Source organism: Bradyrhizobium sp. USDA 4341 (assembly GCF_054063755.1).
In genome coordinates this window covers 5,877,141-5,893,510 of record NZ_JBSSGO010000002.1, presented here as the reverse complement: position 1 = coordinate 5,893,510, position 16,370 = coordinate 5,877,141, and the positions used below count along the sequence as shown (strand labels likewise).

Sequence of the window (16,370 nt, the reverse complement as noted above, 5' to 3'; positions counted from 1 at the left end):
GTCGGAGAAAGCCATGCCATCATCCGCAGATCGCGCCGCGGCGCTCAACCGCTATCGCAATGTGTGCGTTATCGGGGCCGGCGTCATCGGCTCCTCCTGGGCAGCGCTGTTTCTCGCGCACGGGCTCAATGTCGTGATCAACGATCCGCAGCCCGGCATCGAGGCCACGACCAAGGACGCCCTGATCAAGATCGCGCCGACGCTGCTGAAGCTCGGCCTGCCGCATGAGCGGTTGGAGCGCAACCTGCGCTTCGAGCCGGATCTCGCCCGCGCCGTCGCCGGTGCCGACCTCGTGCAGGAGAATGGCCCGGAGAAACCCGAATGGAAACAGCAGCTCTGGGCACAGATCGAGGCAGCGGTGCCGAGGCATGCGTTGCTGTTGTCCTCGAGCTCGGCGCGGCCGGCCACCGAGCAGGCGCAAGAGATGAAGGATGCAAGCCGGCTGCTCGTCGGCCATCCCTTCAACCCGCCGCATCTGATCCCGCTCGTCGAGGTCGTTCCCGGCGAACAAACCGATCCGCAGGCGACCGCCGACGCCGTGGCGTTCTACGAGGCGCTCGGCAAGGTGCCGCGCGTGCTCAAAAAGGAGATTCAGGGCTTTGTCGCCAACCGGCTGCAGCGCGCGATCATGCGCGAGGCCTGCTACCTCGTGCAGGAAGGCGTCGTGACGGTCGACGAATTGGACGACATCGTCACCAGCTCGATCGGGTTGCGCTGGGCCGTGAACGGGCCGTTCAGCTCGTTTCACATGGGCGGTGGACCGAAGGGACTCGAATCGTTCTTCCAGCACCTCGGCAAGAACATGGCCGCGTCGTTCAAGGTAATTCCGCAGGTCGATCTCGACGATGCGCTACAGCGCAGGATCATCGACCAGGCTGCGGCGTCTTTCGGCAGGACGCCGATCCCGCGGATGGAGCGCGAACGCGACGACACGCAGGTGGCGCTGTTGCACGTGCTGGCGGCACGCAACGGCAGGGATCGCACATAGTCGGCTCGCCCTCAAAGCTGCGCGCGCTCGCAGACACAGGCGGTCGCCATCTTTCGGAATCCAGACGCGCCCGGGATGATCCTCGGGCATCAAGCGGAGACGGACGCTCATGAGCATCTTCGAGGGATTGAAAGTCATCGACTGCGGCAGCTTCATCGCCGCGCCAACCGCCGCGACACTGTTGGGAGACTTCGGCGCCGACGTGATCAAGATCGAACCGCCCGGCGCAGGCGACGCGTTCCGTCAGGTGCCGAAGCTACCGGGCATGCCGAGATCCGACCAACCGTATGGCTGGCTGCTCGATAACCGCAACAAGCGCGGCCTTGCGCTCGATCTATCGAAGCCCGAAGGCCAGGCGGTGCTGCATCGCCTGGCCTCCACCGCCGATGTATTCATCACCAATTATCCGCTCGCCGTCCGCAGGAAGCTCGCGATCAGCTACGAGCGGCTTGCCGCGGCGAATGATCGGCTGATCTACGCATCCTTCACCGGCTATGGCGAAACCGGCGACGAGGCGGGAAAGCCGGGCTTCGATGTCACTGCCTACTGGGCGCGTTCAGGCCTGATGGACATGGTGCGGAGCGACGCCAGCACGCCGCCGGCGCGGGCGCTCGCCGGCATGGGTGATCACCCGTCGGGTGTTTCGCTGTTCGCGGCCGTCGCGGTGGCGCTGTATCAGCGCGAGCGGACCGGCCGCGGCACCCGGGTCGGCTCCTCGCTGCTCGCCAACGGCGTCTGGTCGAACGGCATCATGGCGCAGGCGGCGCTGTGCGGGGCGACGTTCACGCCGCGGCCACCGCGCGAGAATTTGTTCAATGCGCTCGGCTGCTATTACCGCTGCCGCGACGGCCGCTGGCTGCTGCTCGCGATCGTCAACGAACAGCGCGACTTTCCGACCGTGGCGAAATGCCTGGGCCTCGACGATCTGCTCACTGATCCGCGCTTTGCCAAGCAGGCTGATCGCTTCGCCCGTTCCGCGGAACTGATCGCTCTGTTCGACGCGGCATTTGCGACGCGGGACCGGGACGAATGGCGGGCGCGCCTCGATGAAGCCGGCATCGTCTTCGAATGCGTTGCCGAGATGGGCGACCTGTGCGCCGACCGGCAAATGCTGGCAGCCGGCGTGCTGGTGCCATTCGAGAACGACGAGATGCTGACCATCGACAGCCCGTTCTTTGTCGACGGTGCGACCAAGGTGAAGCCGCGCAAGGCACCCGCGGTCGGCGAGCACAGCACGCAGATCTTGCGCGAGGCCGGCTACGATGACGCGGCCATCGCCGGGATGCGCGAAAGCAAGATCCTGGCATGATGCGCTGACCACCGGCCGCCTTCATCGCGCGCACGAGAAAAGGCCGCGCCCTCGGGTGAGGAGCGCGGCCAGTCTCGAGGCGCCCGAACCGGGGGGCACCACAGCGGCGATGCGGCGCAGCTGAGGTTCGGAGGACGCCCCCGAGCAGAAACGATCAGCGCCCGACGCGTCCCTTACTCCTTGACCAGCCATCGCGCTTACTGTCGATCGCCAATCTATGCGTGGAGTTCGACCACGAGGAGGTTCGACGAGGCCGGTCCGGAGGTGACTTATGGACAGCGCGACGTAACGAACGGCCAGACGCGGCGCCGTCCTGCCCGCACGGTCTTCACATCGGCGAAGAGACCCGGAAGTCGGAGGGGCTCTTCCCGGTCCAGCGGATGAAGGCATGCCGGAAGTTGGCGGCGTCGCTATAGCCCAGCCGGTTCGCGATCTCCTCGTTGGTCATCGCGGTCTTGCGCAGATATTCGATCGCAAGCCGCGTCCGCACCTCGGCGAGCAGCTCACGATATGATGTATCTTCCGTTTCGAGCCTCCGCCGCAGCGCGCGAGGATGCATCGAGAGCCTCTCGGCGATCGCCTCGATGTTCGGATACCTGCCGGGCTGCTCGATCAGCACCCGCCTGACATCGGCGGCGATCCCGCCCGCATGATTGACCTCGGACAACACCTGCTCGCACATCTCGCGCGCCATTCCGTGGGTGCGAGAATCGGCCAACGCCACCGGCCCGTCGGCCTGCGACAGCTGGTACCTGTACTCGTTGCCGCGCTGGCGAAACAAGACCGGGCAGTCAAAGATCACCTGGTAGGCGCGGGCATGCGCCGGTTCGCCATAGGCGAGGGAAATCTGCGAGAAGCGGAATGACTCGCCCGCCAGGTCCTTCATCGTTGTCAAATGCGACGAAAGGGCGAACTCGGCTGCAAAGCGATGCACGTCCTGCGTCGGATTCGGCCAATGCAACGGCTCGAACGCACAGACGACCGCCGCGCCGTCATACGAGTATTTCGCATCGCACAGCGGGCCAACGACCCGAAGGTATCGATTGGCGAATGCGCGCGCATCGTCATAGGTCGCGCTGCTCAGCAACGCATATCCGTACATTCCGTGCGCCGTCACCCGCATGCGCTGTCCGGCATTGAGTGCAACGGTCGGTTCGTTCGACAGCCGCAATGCATTGCGAACCACGATGTCGATCTGCCGGTACGAGATACGCGTCGTGTGAGCTTCGAGCTGATCCTCGGTCAAGCCGGTGCCCGCCAGCGCCACGGACGATCGAACCTGTTGCCTGCCGAGCTCGGCGATGATGGCAGCAATCAACTGCGCCGAATACACATGCTGGTCGAAATCCGGCGGCAATTGACATTCCGGCACGGCGTCTCGCAGACGCCTTCCAGCGCTCATGGTCGTATTCCTCCCTAGGCTTGGAGTCTTGCTTAAATCGAAATCATTCGCAATGCTGGCGGCAGCTGGCCGGCTACCCCTATCCCCAGCAACGGGCAGCGCGCAGCGGGTCGTATCCAGCGATGCCGAATTCGGTCGCGAGGTATTCCGTCGGCGCCGCCGTGCTTCTGGTCAGCACTCCACGACATTCACCGCGAGCCCGCCCAGCGACGTCTCCTTGTATTTGGACTTCATGTCCTCGCCGGTCTGCAGCATCGTCTTGATGACGGCATCAAGCGAGACATAGTGCTTGCCGTCGCCACGCAGTGCCATTCGGGCGGCGTTGATGGCCTTGACGGCCCCCATCGCATTGCGCTCGATGCAAGGGATCTGCACGAGGCCCCCAACCGGATCGCAAGTAAGACCGAGATTGTGCTCCATCCCGATCTCGGCGGCGTTCTCGACCTGGGCCGGCGCACCGCCGAGCACGGCCGTCAGGCCGCCTGCGGCCATCGAGCAAGCGACGCCGACCTCGCCCTGACACCCGACTTCCGCGCCGGAGATCGAGGCATTCGCCTTGTAGAGCATGCCGATCGCAGCCGCGGTGAGCAGGAAGGTAACGACGCCGTCGTCGGTCGCGCCCGGACAGAACTTGACGTAGTAGTGCAGCACCGCCGGGATCACGCCGGCGGCGCCGTTGGTCGGCGCGGTCACGATCCGTCCGCGCGCTGCATTCTCCTCGTTTACCGCCATCGCGAAGGCGTTGACCCAATCCATCGCCGCCAGTGGATCGACACTCTCGGTATCGCTGTTGCGGGCCGACAGTTCGCGATAGAGAGCCGGCGCGCGACGGCGAATGTTCAGCGGCCCAGGCAGCGGTTCAGCCGCGCCCGCATTGTCGATCCCGAAGCCGCGGTCGACGCATTGCTTCATCGTCTCCCAGATCTTCAGGAGGCCGGCACGGACGTCGGCGTCGGTGCGATGCACGCACTCATTGGCCAGCACCATGTCGGCGATCGAGCGCCCGCTCGACTGAGCGCGTGCGACCAGCTCGGCGCCGGTTCCGAACGGATACGGCCAAACCGGAAGCTCGCCGCCCGCGCCGCCAGCCACGTCGCCCAAGCCACGTTCGATCACGAACCCGCCGCCGATCGAGAAGTAATAGCGCTCCGCCAGCAGACTGCCGTCGGCCGTGAACGCCGCAAGACGAATCCCGTTGGGGTGTTCCGGCAGCGCGCTGTCGGGCTGGAAGATGATGTCGCGCCCGCGCCGGAACGGGACCGGGTGAACATTGAGCAGCCGCAACTCGCCGGAGCGCCGGATATCCGCAAGCTGCGGCGCCACCTGGGCCGGATCGACCGTATCGGGCTTTTCGCCGAGCAGACCGAGGATCACGCCGAGATCGGTCGCATGCCCGCGCCCGGTCGCGCCCAGCGAGCCATAGAGGTCGGCGCGGACCTGCGCCGTGCTCGAAAGAAGCCCATCCCGCTCGAGCGCGCGGACGAATTGCCCGGCCGCCCGCATCGGCCCCACCGTATGCGAACTCGAGGGGCCGATGCCGATCTTGAATATGTCGAAGACCGAAAGCATCAGGCAGCAGGCAGTTGTTGCTTTACCAGCTCGACCCAATAGGCGGCGCCGAGCGGCAGGATGGCGTCATTGAAATCGTAATATGGATTGTGCAACGGCGGATCGTTGGCGGTCTCGCCCGCACCGATGCAGATGTAAGCTCCCGGGCGCTCTTGCAGCATGAAGGCGAAATCCTCCGATCCCATCGCTGGCTTGATGTCGGTTTGCACCTGTTCGACGCCGACGAGGTTTGCGGCTGCCGACGCGGCGGCATCGGTTTCCGCGGGCGTGTTGATCACCCCCGGATAACCTCGCATGTAGCTCAGATCGATCTTTGCGCCATGGGTTTGCGCCACGCCGGCGCACACCTGCTTCATGGCGGCCTCGACCTGATCCTGTATCTCGGCGTCCAGCGTTCTCACCGTGCCACGTAGTGTAACGGTTTCGGGCACCACATTCCAGGTGTCGCCGCCGTGGATCTGGGTAACGCTCACGACAGCGGCGTCCATTGCGCCGATGCGACGGCTCACGATGCCCTGTAGCGCGGAGACAAGATCGGCCGACACCAGGATCGGGTCGATGCCCCTCTCCGGCGTCGCGGCATGACAACCGCTCCCGGTCACCACGATCTCGAAGGTATCGAGGAAGGCCGTCGCAATGCCGGTCCGGATCGCGAATTTTCCGCGCGGGATATTCGGAATGTTGTGCATCCCGTAGACCGCGTCGGCGGGAAACATCTTGAACAACCCTTCCTCGACCATCTTCTTGCCGCCGCCTTCATTCTCCTCGGCGGGCTGGAAAACGAAATGGACGGTGCCGCGGAACGGCCGGTGACGGGCGAGCTGCACGGCAGCCCCAAGCAGCATTGTGGTGTGGCCATCATGGCCACAGCCGTGCATCTTGCCGGCGCGGGTTGACTTGTGGACGCGGTCCCCGAGTTCCTGGAGATCGAGCGCGTCCATGTCGGCGCGCAGCACGATCGTCGGGCCATCGCCATTCTTCAGCGTTCCGACCACGCCGGTTCCGCCGAGGCCGCGATGGACCGGAATCTGCATCTCCATCAGCGCATCGGCCACGAGCTGGGCGGTGCGGTGCTCCTGGAACGCGGTTTCCGGGTTGGCATGGATATCATGACGCCAATCCAGCATCCGGGCACAGATATCGTCGGCGATTCCAAACTTCTTTGACATGCGTTGGTCCACCTGTCGTTGGTTAGCGATGGAAGAATTCGGCGATCAATGTCGCACCGAGGAACGTGCCCGAAGCGGCCGTCAGCGAGACCACCACGATACGCCAGCTCAGCTTCCTGAAGATCGGAAGATCCTTGGCGACCGAGAAGCCGGCGAGCGTCAGCACGGGGGTCGTGAAAGCCAGGAAGTTCAGCTTGTCGACCGAGCCGATCATCGCGTTGGAGAACGGCAGCAGGCCGGGAATACCGAGCACGGTGGTGACCACGACCAGGATCAGGATGTGCGGCACTTTCGACAGCAGACGGGCAAGGACGTCGACCAGCAGCACGACCGCGAGCACGACCAGCAGACCTGCGCCCGATTCCAGCAGCGGAACCTTGTAGGTAAGCGAATTGCCGATCAGGACGCCGCCCGCAACGGTGATCCAGGCGAGCAGCGAGTCGGAGAAGCCGAACGTGCCGTGCTTGGTCTCGCCGGCGCTGGCGATCGAGGGCCCGAGGTTTCCCGACGAGAAGTTCGAGAACCGGCCGAGCACGGGCTCCAGCCTGTCATACAGCCAGGAGCACACCGGCAGCGAGAAGAACAAGGCGAAGTAGAAGCCGAGAACGGCGGTCATCAGGTTCGCCGCCGAGGCGATCGCAATCAGCTCCTTCGCCATCTCGGGCTGACTGTGGCCGTTGATGGTGCCGATCGCGGCCGCCATCATGCTGCCCGAACCGACGCCAGCGCCCATCGCAAGCGACCGCGGATCGAAGATGTGCAGGCTTGCCACAAAGCCGGCCAATAGCGCGATGAACAGCGCGCCGAGCACGGTGCCGGTGATGTACTCGGCCAGCACGCCGCGTCCTTCGGCGGAGTTCATGCCGTATTTCTCGCCGATGATCACCATGTTGCCTTCACGGCCGATCGAGAAGGTCGCGCCGACCGCTTCGCGCTTGACCCCGAGCAGGAGCGCAATCGGCAGGCCGAGGACGAGCGTCCCGAAGGTGTGCCCGAGCTCCTGGAAGATCAACGCCCAGCCGGCCTTCTGCACCTCCGGCAGCGCGCCGCCGACCGTGAATGCCATCTTGATCACGAAGAGCAGCAGGCCTGCGTTGAGCAGTTGTCCCGCATAGGTCTGCAGGCCGGGCCCGATCCGCGTGGCGGCAGGCAGATAACGCCCTGAGAGGCCCCATGCGGCCGCAATCAGCAGCGCCCACACCATCGGTTGAAGCAGCACCTTGCCCGGTCCGATCTGGAACTGGACGATCCCGACCGTCTCGGCGACGGCAACGATGATCAGAACGGCAACGAACAGCGTGAGCTTGCCGGTGCTTGCGGGATTGACCGCCTGGGCGGCCAGGTCTGCGGAAGGCGAAGAGGTCGACGTCATGATGCTGGACACCTCCAGAAAATGATTGCGAGGCAATGCGGTGAACGGTGAACCAACTTGCCCGCGCAGCATCGGGGAGAAAGCATCTTGCATCAATGATCGTGTCGACCAGTCTTTGTTGCATTTTTTGCAACACTGGCGGGACGAAGATCCGGCCCGCAAAAGCCGGCATGACCGCGACCGTTGCCGTCATGGATGCGAACGGTGCGAGGACGGCGAAGCCATTCCTCGGCTAGTCCCCCGTGCTAGTCGAGCGCTCCGGACGAGCCGCCCGGTTCGAGCTTCTGCACATCCGCCACGTTGACGCCAAGCACCACGATGTCGTGCGTCTTGCCCTGAAGGTCTTTCACCTGGTCGCGCAACAGAGCCTCGGCGCGGAAGCCGAGTGCTTCGAAAATCGCGATCGCGCGGGTCTGGTCGGACGTCATCTGTACGGTCAGGCGTTCCAGGCCCATCGACAGCGCGAGGTCAAACGCCTCATTGGAAAGTGCCCGTCCGATGCCGGTGCCGCGCACATGCGAGGCGATCACGGTCCTGATCTCGCCGACATGGGCCGACCACGACATGGGGTCCCGCACGATCGTGCCGCACCCCACAACGATGTCGTCCTTGACCACCAGCAGGCTGACGATCGAGCCGCGCTCGATCTCCTTGAGCCATGCCGAGAGCACCTTCGGCTCGCGGATATTCCGCGGCAGGAACAGCATGTCGTGCACGGCAAGCGCGTTGGCAAACTCCAGGACGGCGGCCTCGTCGGCAGGCCCCATCAACCGAAACTCGACGTCCCCGCTCTCGAAGTTGACGCGACGCGGATAGGATCGCATCTTGGTGTTCCTCATGCAGATCGCTCACTCAATCCGGAATCCAGACTTCGCCGCAACCACCTTGCGAGGATCGCAGCGCTCTTTCCGCCTGTCCTGCACGCAGGAGCCAGATCAAGCAAGCCGGGTGTACCAATGTCCTAATATAACTCCTGAAACGGCCCGTTTGCACCTTTCCGTCTCGATATGAGCACATAAGCCTGGCGACAATGACCATGAGCGCTTCCAACGACACCCTCGAACGACCGCTGCACGAAATACTGCGAAGGCATGCCCGTGAGCGGCCAGAGAAACCGGCCTGCATCTGGTATGGCCGCGCCATCACGTTCCTCGAGCTCGACCGCGCGAGTGATGCATTCGCGGCGCGCCTGCAACAGCTCGGCGTCGCCAAAGGCGAGCCGGTCGCGTTGTTCATGAACAACTGCCCGCAATATCTGATGGCGCAATACGGCATCCAGAAGATCGGCGCCATTGCCTCGCCCTGCGGGGCGCTGAACAAGGAGCACGAGCTCGCCTACCAGCTCGACGATCTCGGCGCGCGCGTGATCGTCGCGGCCGAACCACTATTGCCGATCGTAGGTCAGGTCCGCGACAAGACGAAGCTCGAGCATGTCTTCGTGGTCCGCTACCCGGACCTGCTGCCCGAACGGCCACCGATCGGTATTCCGGATGAGCTGCTCGCATCCGGCTCCGAGCCGGCCGGTACGGCCGGCGAAGTTGAGGACTTCCTCTCCGTCGCTGCAAGCGGCGCGGCGCCGCGCGATGTCGCGATCGACATGAACGATACGGCGCTGATGATCTACACGTCCGGCAGCACGGGCCGGCCCAAGGGGGCGATGCTGTCCTATCGCAACGTCATCTTCAAGACGGCCGCGACCGTGAACTGCAACGGGATCGGCACCGATGACGTCCTGCTCTCGATCGCGCCGCTTTATCACATCGCCGGCATGGTGATGGGCGTGAATGCTCCGGTCTACGCCGGCGCGACGTCCGTGCTGCTGTACCGGTTCGATCCGCTCGTGACGGCACAAGCGATCGACCGCTATCAGGTAAGCTGGTGGTACAGCGTGGCGCCGATGAACGTCGCGATCACGCAGCTCCCGAACATTTCCGACTTCGAATTGAGGAGCCTCCGCGTCAATCCCGTGACCAGTTTCGGTATCGACTGGACCGAAGCGCTTGCCAGGCAGTGGCAGGCCGTCGCGCCGAACTGCGAGAGCTTCGAGGCGGCGTATGGGCTGACCGAGACCCACACGGTCGACACCTTCATGCCGCGCAACGCAATACGCTGGGGTACCCATGGCAGGCCGGTGCCCGGCAACGAGATCCGGATCGTCGATCCCGACTCCGGCGCAGACCAGCCAGCCGGCGTCCCGGGCGAAATCGTGATCCGCGGCCCGGGCGTATTCAAGGGCTACCGCAATCGTCCTGATGCGACCGCGGAGGCGCTGCGCAATGGCTGGCTGCACACCGGCGACATGGGCCGCCTCGATGCCGAGGGCTATCTGACCTTCATGGGACGCTTCAAGGAGATGATCAAGGTCTCCGGCTACAGCGTCTTCCCGGAAGAGGTCGAATCGATTCTGAACAAGCACCCCGACGTGGCGGCGTCAGCCGTGATCGGCGCGCCCGACGCAACCAAGGGCGAGGTGGTCAAGGCCTTCATCGTCCTGGTCCCGCGTGCCGAACTGGACACCGCCCAGCTCGTGGCATGGGCGCGCCAGAACATGGCGCCTTACAAGGTACCGCGCGATGTCAGCTTCGTTGCCGAGTTGCCGCGCTCACCGGCCGGCAAGCTGTTGCGGCGGTTGCTCAAGGACTAACGCTGCAGCGAACTTGCCCCGACCGGCCGACGGCGCCAGCCAGAAATCCCGATCGGCCATGTCCCAAAATCACTCCCAATTTGGTCCGACAGCACCTTTTCGGGAATCGATGTCCATTGGACATGTCGTTTTTGGATCCCGGCGATTCATCGATAAGAGCAAATTGCAGCCTGCGACATGTTCAGTCACGACAACGAATGCTCGAGCATCAAGTACCAGCGACGCATGAAACGGATGATCGAAGCGCTCACAGGAGAACTGACGCTACAAGGCATTATCGGTCAGGGGACCACCACGGATCTGCGGGTGGACATCGTCAGCCTGGCCGAAACCGCACTCATGGCGTGCGACTTCGATAAGGTCGCGGACTGATGCGGCCACCTGAGCAGAAAAACCTACCAATTGAGCTACTGCCGAAGTCTGGCGTTTCGCCTCCAACACGCCGTCGTGATACACGAGCGGTTGTGGGTGCAAGGTCGCGTGTCACTCCGGCCGGCCGCCACCCAACAGCCCGGAATCCCACCCTGCAGCGGTTGCGCCAGCGTGATAGGTGGATACGAGGAAGCTCAGCAGGTCTCGTTCGGGATCACCGGACTGGCGAAGGTCATCGTAGTCGAGAAGGAATTCGCCCATGCCGGCGTCCCAGCGGGCCGCGGCCGGAGCGACCTTGGCGTTCTCGATGCCTTTCGGCTGCGGGTACGTGAAGGAGTAGAACGCGGGCCTTGGATAGGAGGAATCGCCCGACCACCACCCCATCTCGATCAACTCCGCATTCATCGCATTGCGTCGAATGAAGCCGATATCTTGCGCGGGTGTGACGGGCTTGCCGTTGTAGAACACCACGCGAATGTCCAACGTCCCCCACATCAGGCCGATGGGTTGCGTCTTGCCCGTGAACCGGCCTTGAAAGACCTGGAGAACGCGTTGCGTGCTGAGGAGGATGCGCCACCACGCGTTGACCAGGTCGCGATCGTACGGGCGCACTTCCTTGTCCTCATTGAAGGGGATCCGAAGGGGTACTTCCTGCGGCAAGGGAGTGATTGAAGCGTCAATGCCGGCATGCCGCAGCTGACCGAGCAGAGCCTCGACGAGAGCGGCAACGGATGTTGGCCCCAGCGGCAATTGTCCCGATGCGCCCGAACTCGTGAGCCACTGCAGCTCGTGCGAGATGAAGTCCGCGCGGACCTCGTAAACGCCGCCGGCATAGCGGATCGGGCCGGTGGTCAGCCCTCTCGCGCTGAGCCACAACGGCACCTCGGCCCACTGCGCCTGAAACGGTTCGGCCAGCTTGAGCTTGCCGACGGCCTGTAACGCCATGTGCAGAAGATTTCGCGTCGGCTCGAAGGCTGAGCAGGAAAGGGCCGGCCAGAAATCGGAAGTGCTCTTGTCAGCAGTCATGGCGTGTCCTCACACAAGGCACTTGGACGGCCTGGCGGCAGGATCGACTCAGCGAACATTCGTCGCCATATAGCCTCTTCCAACGTGCCGCTTCCGGTTAGCGGTTCGCGTCGAGGTTATCGGCAATGACCTTGTCGATGACACCTTCATTATGCTGGATGAACTCGTCTCGCGACATGCCGGAGGCCTGCCACAAGGCCTGAAGGCCGGCGTCCCTGTGAAGCCATTCGTTTCGGGTCTGATGGTCGATCTTGTGCCGCCGTGCGTCCTGTGATCCGTGGGAGGCTTTGTCATGATCCTTGGACATTGAGGTTCCTCCTTGTCGCTATCAATGACGTTCAACGTTGCGCTCTACCGGATTGTTCGAACCAGCAGGAGTTTCCGATCCGCCGGAGCATCGAAAGTCCTGATGGCAAAGAATGCGCCAACTTGGGCACAGAAACAATGTCAATGGCTTGGAAGCGAGACGGCTGGCGACGACGGACATTTTGTCCGTTCCGTTGAGGACAGGCTGTCCATCGGCGATGCCTCACCTGCCCCGCGCACGCTTTTGTGAGCCACGCGCCCGGCACCTCCATTGCGCATGAATCTGTCCCGAGCCTAATCGGCCTCGTCGAGCGGCGGCCGGGGCGCCTGAAAGCCGTGCGCATCCGCGAACCGAAGCGCCTCGACGATCATCGTCTTCATGGCCTCGGGTCCGTCATCGTGCGTGATCTCATACTCCAGGAGGAACGAGGCAAACGCATCCTCGTCGATCTTTTCGAGCGCGTCGGCGAGTTCATTCATCTTCATACGGACCTCCTGGACCTCAATCCCACTCGGATAGGCTCATTCAGTATATGCCACGGCAACCATCATATGAAGGTCGAGGCGTTGCGCGATCGAAGGGAAGCTCGCGCTGACCTGCCTGGATCGGAGGTTCCGCCTACTTCAGCACATTGTCACGCGCCTCGATCGGCGCCGGAAGATCCCGCTCTCCGAGCAGGAATAGAATCTCGCGCTCGATCATGCGCCGCATTGCGTCCAGCGGGAGAGCGTTCGGCTCCAGTCCGAACGGATCCTCGAGTTGGTGGCCGAGCGCGTCGAGGCCGAAGAAGGTGTATGCGACCAGCAAGACTGGCAGCAGCGTCCACCAGTCCAGCGATCCGGCAAGCGCGAACGGCAACGTCACGCAGAAGATCAGGGCGGTCCGGTGCAGCAGCAGGGAATAGGCGAACGGCACGGGGGTGGATGCGATGCGTTCGCATCCGCCCTGCACGTCGGAGAGCGCGCTCAGCTGCCCCTCGAGGACGGAATAGTGGATCGGCTCAATCCGGTCCCGCTTCATCAATGTCAGGCATTGTGTTCCGATCTGGTTGAGCACGGTATTGGTCGGGTTGGGCCCGCCTGACGCGGCATCGATGTCGCGCCAATGTCCGATCGCCGCCAGTTCATCCTCACCGCGCAAGCGGGCTGCCAGTCCGGCGCAGAAGCCGCACAGGCCGCGGAGCAGCACGCGCCGCTCGTCATCATCGAGGGTGGAGGTCTGACGCGCGAACGAGCGACAGGCGATGATCAGCTTGCCCCAAAGCTCCCGGCCTTCCCACCAGCGCTCATAGCAGGCGCTGTTGCGGAAGCTCATGAAGACCGATAGCGCGATGCCGATCAGCGTGAAGGGAACGGCGCTGATCCGCGCAAAAATGCCCGGATGCTCCATTGCGGCGAGCACTGCCAGCACGCTGATCAGGGCAATCGCGACCAGATGCGGCGCGATCCGCGGCAGGATCGAGCCGTTGACCGCAAACACGATGTCCCTGAAGCCGGGCTTGGAGCGCACAATCATGTCGACCTCCGCGGCACGCAGGAGCCCTCCTCGAGATTGCAACTCGAGCCTGACGTCGCGCGCGTATCGTCACCGGCGATGCCGAGTACATCGGTCGCCACGATCAAATTTGGACATCGTCGGAAGCGACCTTCCGACATGGACGATTGGTGGTTCACGCAGTCTCCCCGATTCAACCGGGCGTACTGAAGCAACCTCCGCGCCAATTCCGGAATGAAGTCCAGTCAGTCACTTAGAGCGCGATCGGCTTTTAACGCCGGACATTTTGTCCGCGCAAAAGGACAAAATGTCCATAGAAATCAATATGATAGCGTGATCTAATTCCGGCATCGCGGATGACTGGGGAGTGCTTGCAATGACCGACCACAAGCCTCGTTACAAGGCCTACCATCATCCTGCGGGCGGCTGGGGCGCAGCCGGCGCAACCGCCAAGGTGCTGCTCGAGCAGAGTGTCGTCACCAAAGGATCGCGCGCATTGCTGGCGATGAACCAGCCCGGCGGCTTCAAATGTCCGAGCTGCGCTTTCCCCGATCCTGACTGCAAGAAGACGCTGGAGTTCTGCGAGAACGGCGCCAAGGCGCTGGCGTTCGAGGCGACCAAGCGAAGGGTCACGCGAGAATTCTTCGCCACATACACAGTGTCCGAACTGATGGAGAAGTCGGACTACTGGCTTGAGATGCAGGGCCGCCTGACCGAACCGATGCGCTACGACGCGGTTTCCGATCGCTATGTGCCATGCGAGTGGGACGAAGCCTTTGCGATGATCGGAGATCATTTGCGTGCGCTGGAGAGCCCGCACCACGCGGAATTCTACACCTCGGGACGCACGCCCAACGAGGCGGCGTTCCTCTACTCGATCTTCGTCCGCGCATTCGGCACAAATAATTTTCCCGACTGCTCGAACATGTGCCACGAGCCGACCAGCCGCGGTTTGCCTCCCTCGATCGGCGTCGGCAAGGGCACCGTGGTGATGGAAGACTTCGAGCACGCCGAAGCCATCTTCGTGATCGGGCAGAACACCGGCACCAACTCTCCGCGCATGATGACCAATCTGGTCGAGGCGCGAAAGCGCGGCGTGCCGATCGTGGCCGTCAATCCGATGCCGGAGCGCGCACTGATCCGCTTCACCGAGCCGCAGGATGTCATTCAGATGGCGACCTTCGGATCGACCCCGATCGCCAGCGAGTTCGTTCACATCAAGATCGGCGGCGATCTTGCCTTGTTCAAGGGCATGATGAAGGTGATGTTCGAGCGCGAAGCGCAGGGCGAGACGGTCCTCGATCACGACTTCATCCGCGAGCACACTGTCGGGTTCGATCTGGTCCGACAGGACGTTCTGGCCCAGTCGTGGCCCGACATTGTCGAGATTTCCGGCATCGAGGAGGCACAGATCCGCCGTTGCGCCGAGATCTACATGCGCTCCCGGGCAACAATGATCTGCTACGGAATGGGACTGACCCAGCACCAGGAAGGATCGCGGCTGCTTCAGCAAGTCGTGAATCTGCTGCTGATCAAGGGCAATTTCGGCAAGCCCGGCGCCGGCATCGCGCCGATCCGCGGCCATTCGAACGTCCAGGGCGACCGCACCGTCGGCATCGACGAGAAGCCGACCGACGACTACCTCGACCGCGTGAGCGACGTCTTCGGCTTCGAGCCGCCGCGCGGACACGGCCACCATACCGTCGAGACCGTCGATGCGATGCAGAACGGCACGGCCAAGGTCTTCATCGGCATGGGCGGCAACTTCGTCCGTGCGGTCCCCGATACCGAGCGATCGTACGCGGCAATGAGGAAGCTCGCCCTGACGGTCGGCATCAACACCAAGCTCAATCGCGGACATCTCGTCCACGGGCGTGATGCGCTGATCCTGCCGGTGGTCGCGCGGTCCGAGGCCATCTACACCTTGGCCGGCGAGCAGTTCGTCACGATCGAGGACTCGATGTCCACCGTCACGGCATCGCGCGGCGTGCTGGCGCCGGCAAGCTCCGATCTGCTCCCGGAGGTCGAGATCGTCTGCCGGATGGCGCGCGCGACGCTTCCCGACAGCAAGATTCCGTGGGAGAGCTATATCGAAGACTACAGTCTGATCCGCGACAAGATCGCGGAGGTCTATCCCGAGATCTACAGCGACTTCTCGGAGAGAATCAAACGCCCGCAGGGCTTCCACCTCGACGTGCCGCCGCGCCGGCTGGTCTGGCCGACCCCCAACGGCAAGGCCAATTTCCTACTGATGCCCGGCCTCGAGGTCAATGCTCCGGTTTCGGATCCGGCGATGTTGCGATTGGCGACAGTTCGTTCGCACGACCAGTTCAACACCACGATCTACAGCTATAACGACCGCTATCGCGGCGTTTACAACGACCGGATGGTGCTGTTCATGAACGCCGATGACCGGGCGGCGCGAGGGCTCGCTTCGGGCGCGCGCATCGCCCTCGAGACGATCAGCGATGACGGCGTGCGGCGCCGGGTCGAGGGTCTCACGGTGCTGGACTATCCGATGCCGCGCGGCGCGGTCGCGGGATATTATCCCGAGCTGAACCCGCTGCTGCCGCTCGAATATTACGACAAGATCAGCGGCACGCCGGCCGCCAAATCCATTCCGGTTCGTGTCGTCGCGTAGAGCGTTTTCGGGCGAAGTGGGCACCGGTTCGCGTGAAGAAAGCGCGTCAATACGAAAAGCTGGAGCTTCGGCTCTGA

At 63.4% G+C, this 16,370-nt stretch carries 14 protein-coding genes; 5 read left to right on the top strand and 9 right to left on the bottom strand.

The features are described from left to right. Window positions 1–13 precede the first annotated feature (13 nt). Entirely contained in the window at window positions 14–988 is a 975-nt protein-coding gene (locus ACVIGB_RS34025; RefSeq protein ID WP_456719377.1) for a 3-hydroxyacyl-CoA dehydrogenase NAD-binding domain-containing protein, read from the top strand. A gap of 109 nt (window positions 989–1,097) precedes the next feature. Beyond that, window positions 1,098–2,297: a CaiB/BaiF CoA transferase family protein gene (locus ACVIGB_RS34020; RefSeq protein WP_456719378.1), complete on the top strand. Its 1,200-nt coding sequence runs from the start codon at window positions 1,098–1,100 to the stop codon at window positions 2,295–2,297. 328 nt (window positions 2,298–2,625) lie between these two features. Here the strand turns inward: ACVIGB_RS34020 and ACVIGB_RS34015 are convergent, their stop codons facing one another. The 5 genes from ACVIGB_RS34015 to ACVIGB_RS33995 form a co-directional block, all read right to left on the bottom strand. Further along, window positions 2,626–3,699, bottom strand: coding sequence for an AraC family transcriptional regulator (locus tag ACVIGB_RS34015; RefSeq protein WP_456719379.1), 1,074 nt, complete (start codon window positions 3,697–3,699; stop codon window positions 2,626–2,628). A 171-nt stretch (window positions 3,700–3,870) separates the two neighbouring features. After that, window positions 3,871–5,271 carry an L-serine ammonia-lyase gene (locus ACVIGB_RS34010; RefSeq protein WP_171948205.1) on the bottom strand — a complete coding sequence of 467 codons (1,401 nt, stop codon included), beginning with the start codon at window positions 5,269–5,271 and terminating at the stop codon, window positions 3,871–3,873. Continuing rightward, on the bottom strand, window positions 5,268–6,437 hold the full coding sequence (locus tag ACVIGB_RS34005; protein ID WP_456719380.1) for a M20 aminoacylase family protein: 1,170 nt from the start codon (window positions 6,435–6,437) through the stop codon (window positions 5,268–5,270). Before ACVIGB_RS34005 ends, ACVIGB_RS34010 begins: the two co-directional genes overlap by 4 nt. 22 nt (window positions 6,438–6,459) lie before the next feature. Continuing rightward, window positions 6,460–7,809, bottom strand: a complete 1,350-nt coding sequence (locus ACVIGB_RS34000; protein WP_456719381.1) for a DUF3100 domain-containing protein — start codon at window positions 7,807–7,809, stop codon at window positions 6,460–6,462. 245 nt (window positions 7,810–8,054) lie between these two features. Continuing rightward, on the bottom strand, window positions 8,055–8,648 hold the full coding sequence (locus ACVIGB_RS33995; RefSeq protein WP_456719382.1) for an N-acetyltransferase family protein: 594 nt from the start codon (window positions 8,646–8,648) through the stop codon (window positions 8,055–8,057). Window positions 8,649–8,845: 197 nt separating this feature from the next. On the opposite strand from ACVIGB_RS33995, the gene ACVIGB_RS33990 reads away from it, so the two are divergent. Both ACVIGB_RS33990 and ACVIGB_RS33985 read left to right on the top strand, forming a co-directional pair. After that, window positions 8,846–10,453 (top strand): AMP-binding protein, encoded by a 1,608-nt coding sequence (locus ACVIGB_RS33990; RefSeq protein WP_456719383.1) that lies wholly within the window; start codon window positions 8,846–8,848, stop codon window positions 10,451–10,453. 177 nt (window positions 10,454–10,630) lie between these two features. Beyond that, entirely contained in the window at window positions 10,631–10,825 is a 195-nt protein-coding gene (locus tag ACVIGB_RS33985) for a hypothetical protein (RefSeq protein WP_342725785.1), read from the top strand. A 111-nt stretch (window positions 10,826–10,936) separates the two neighbouring features. Here the strand turns inward: ACVIGB_RS33985 and ACVIGB_RS33980 are convergent, their stop codons facing one another. The 4 genes from ACVIGB_RS33980 to ACVIGB_RS33965 all read right to left on the bottom strand — a co-directional run bounded on the left by ACVIGB_RS33980 (window position 10,937) and on the right by ACVIGB_RS33965 (window position 13,673). Beyond that, window positions 10,937–11,851, bottom strand: coding sequence for a DUF5996 family protein (locus ACVIGB_RS33980; RefSeq protein WP_456719384.1), 915 nt, complete (start codon window positions 11,849–11,851; stop codon window positions 10,937–10,939). 97 nt (window positions 11,852–11,948) lie between these two features. After that, on the bottom strand, window positions 11,949–12,158 hold the full coding sequence (locus ACVIGB_RS33975; RefSeq protein WP_092122139.1) for a hypothetical protein: 210 nt from the start codon (window positions 12,156–12,158) through the stop codon (window positions 11,949–11,951). 293 nt (window positions 12,159–12,451) lie between these two features. Further along, window positions 12,452–12,643 (bottom strand): hypothetical protein, encoded by a 192-nt coding sequence (locus ACVIGB_RS33970; protein WP_092122137.1) that lies wholly within the window; start codon window positions 12,641–12,643, stop codon window positions 12,452–12,454. A 133-nt stretch (window positions 12,644–12,776) separates the two neighbouring features. Continuing rightward, entirely contained in the window at window positions 12,777–13,673 is an 897-nt protein-coding gene (locus tag ACVIGB_RS33965; RefSeq protein WP_456719385.1) for a bestrophin family protein, read from the bottom strand. A 355-nt stretch (window positions 13,674–14,028) separates the two neighbouring features. On the opposite strand from ACVIGB_RS33965, the gene ACVIGB_RS33960 reads away from it, so the two are divergent. Continuing rightward, window positions 14,029–16,293, top strand: coding sequence for an FdhF/YdeP family oxidoreductase (locus ACVIGB_RS33960; protein WP_456719386.1), 2,265 nt, complete (start codon window positions 14,029–14,031; stop codon window positions 16,291–16,293). The last annotated feature ends 77 nt before the right edge of the window (window positions 16,294–16,370 follow it).

Coding starts and splice junctions, on each gene's coding strand:
- ACVIGB_RS33990 (WP_456719383.1), top strand. CDS start 8,846: ATGAGCGCTTCCAACGACACCCTCGAACGACCGCTGCACGAAATACTG.
- ACVIGB_RS33975 (WP_092122139.1), bottom strand. CDS start 12,158: ATGTCCAAGGATCATGACAAAGCCTCCCACGGATCACAGGACGCACGG.
- ACVIGB_RS33985 (WP_342725785.1), top strand. CDS start 10,631: ATGTTCAGTCACGACAACGAATGCTCGAGCATCAAGTACCAGCGACGC.
- ACVIGB_RS33960 (WP_456719386.1), top strand. CDS start 14,029: ATGACCGACCACAAGCCTCGTTACAAGGCCTACCATCATCCTGCGGGC.
- ACVIGB_RS34000 (WP_456719381.1), bottom strand. CDS start 7,809: ATGACGTCGACCTCTTCGCCTTCCGCAGACCTGGCCGCCCAGGCGGTC.
- ACVIGB_RS34025 (WP_456719377.1), top strand. CDS start 14: ATGCCATCATCCGCAGATCGCGCCGCGGCGCTCAACCGCTATCGCAAT.
- ACVIGB_RS34005 (WP_456719380.1), bottom strand. CDS start 6,437: ATGTCAAAGAAGTTTGGAATCGCCGACGATATCTGTGCCCGGATGCTG.
- ACVIGB_RS34015 (WP_456719379.1), bottom strand. CDS start 3,699: ATGAGCGCTGGAAGGCGTCTGCGAGACGCCGTGCCGGAATGTCAATTG.
- ACVIGB_RS33965 (WP_456719385.1), bottom strand. CDS start 13,673: ATGATTGTGCGCTCCAAGCCCGGCTTCAGGGACATCGTGTTTGCGGTC.
- ACVIGB_RS34020 (WP_456719378.1), top strand. CDS start 1,098: ATGAGCATCTTCGAGGGATTGAAAGTCATCGACTGCGGCAGCTTCATC.
- ACVIGB_RS33980 (WP_456719384.1), bottom strand. CDS start 11,851: ATGACTGCTGACAAGAGCACTTCCGATTTCTGGCCGGCCCTTTCCTGC.
- ACVIGB_RS33995 (WP_456719382.1), bottom strand. CDS start 8,648: ATGAGGAACACCAAGATGCGATCCTATCCGCGTCGCGTCAACTTCGAG.
- ACVIGB_RS33970 (WP_092122137.1), bottom strand. CDS start 12,643: ATGAAGATGAATGAACTCGCCGACGCGCTCGAAAAGATCGACGAGGAT.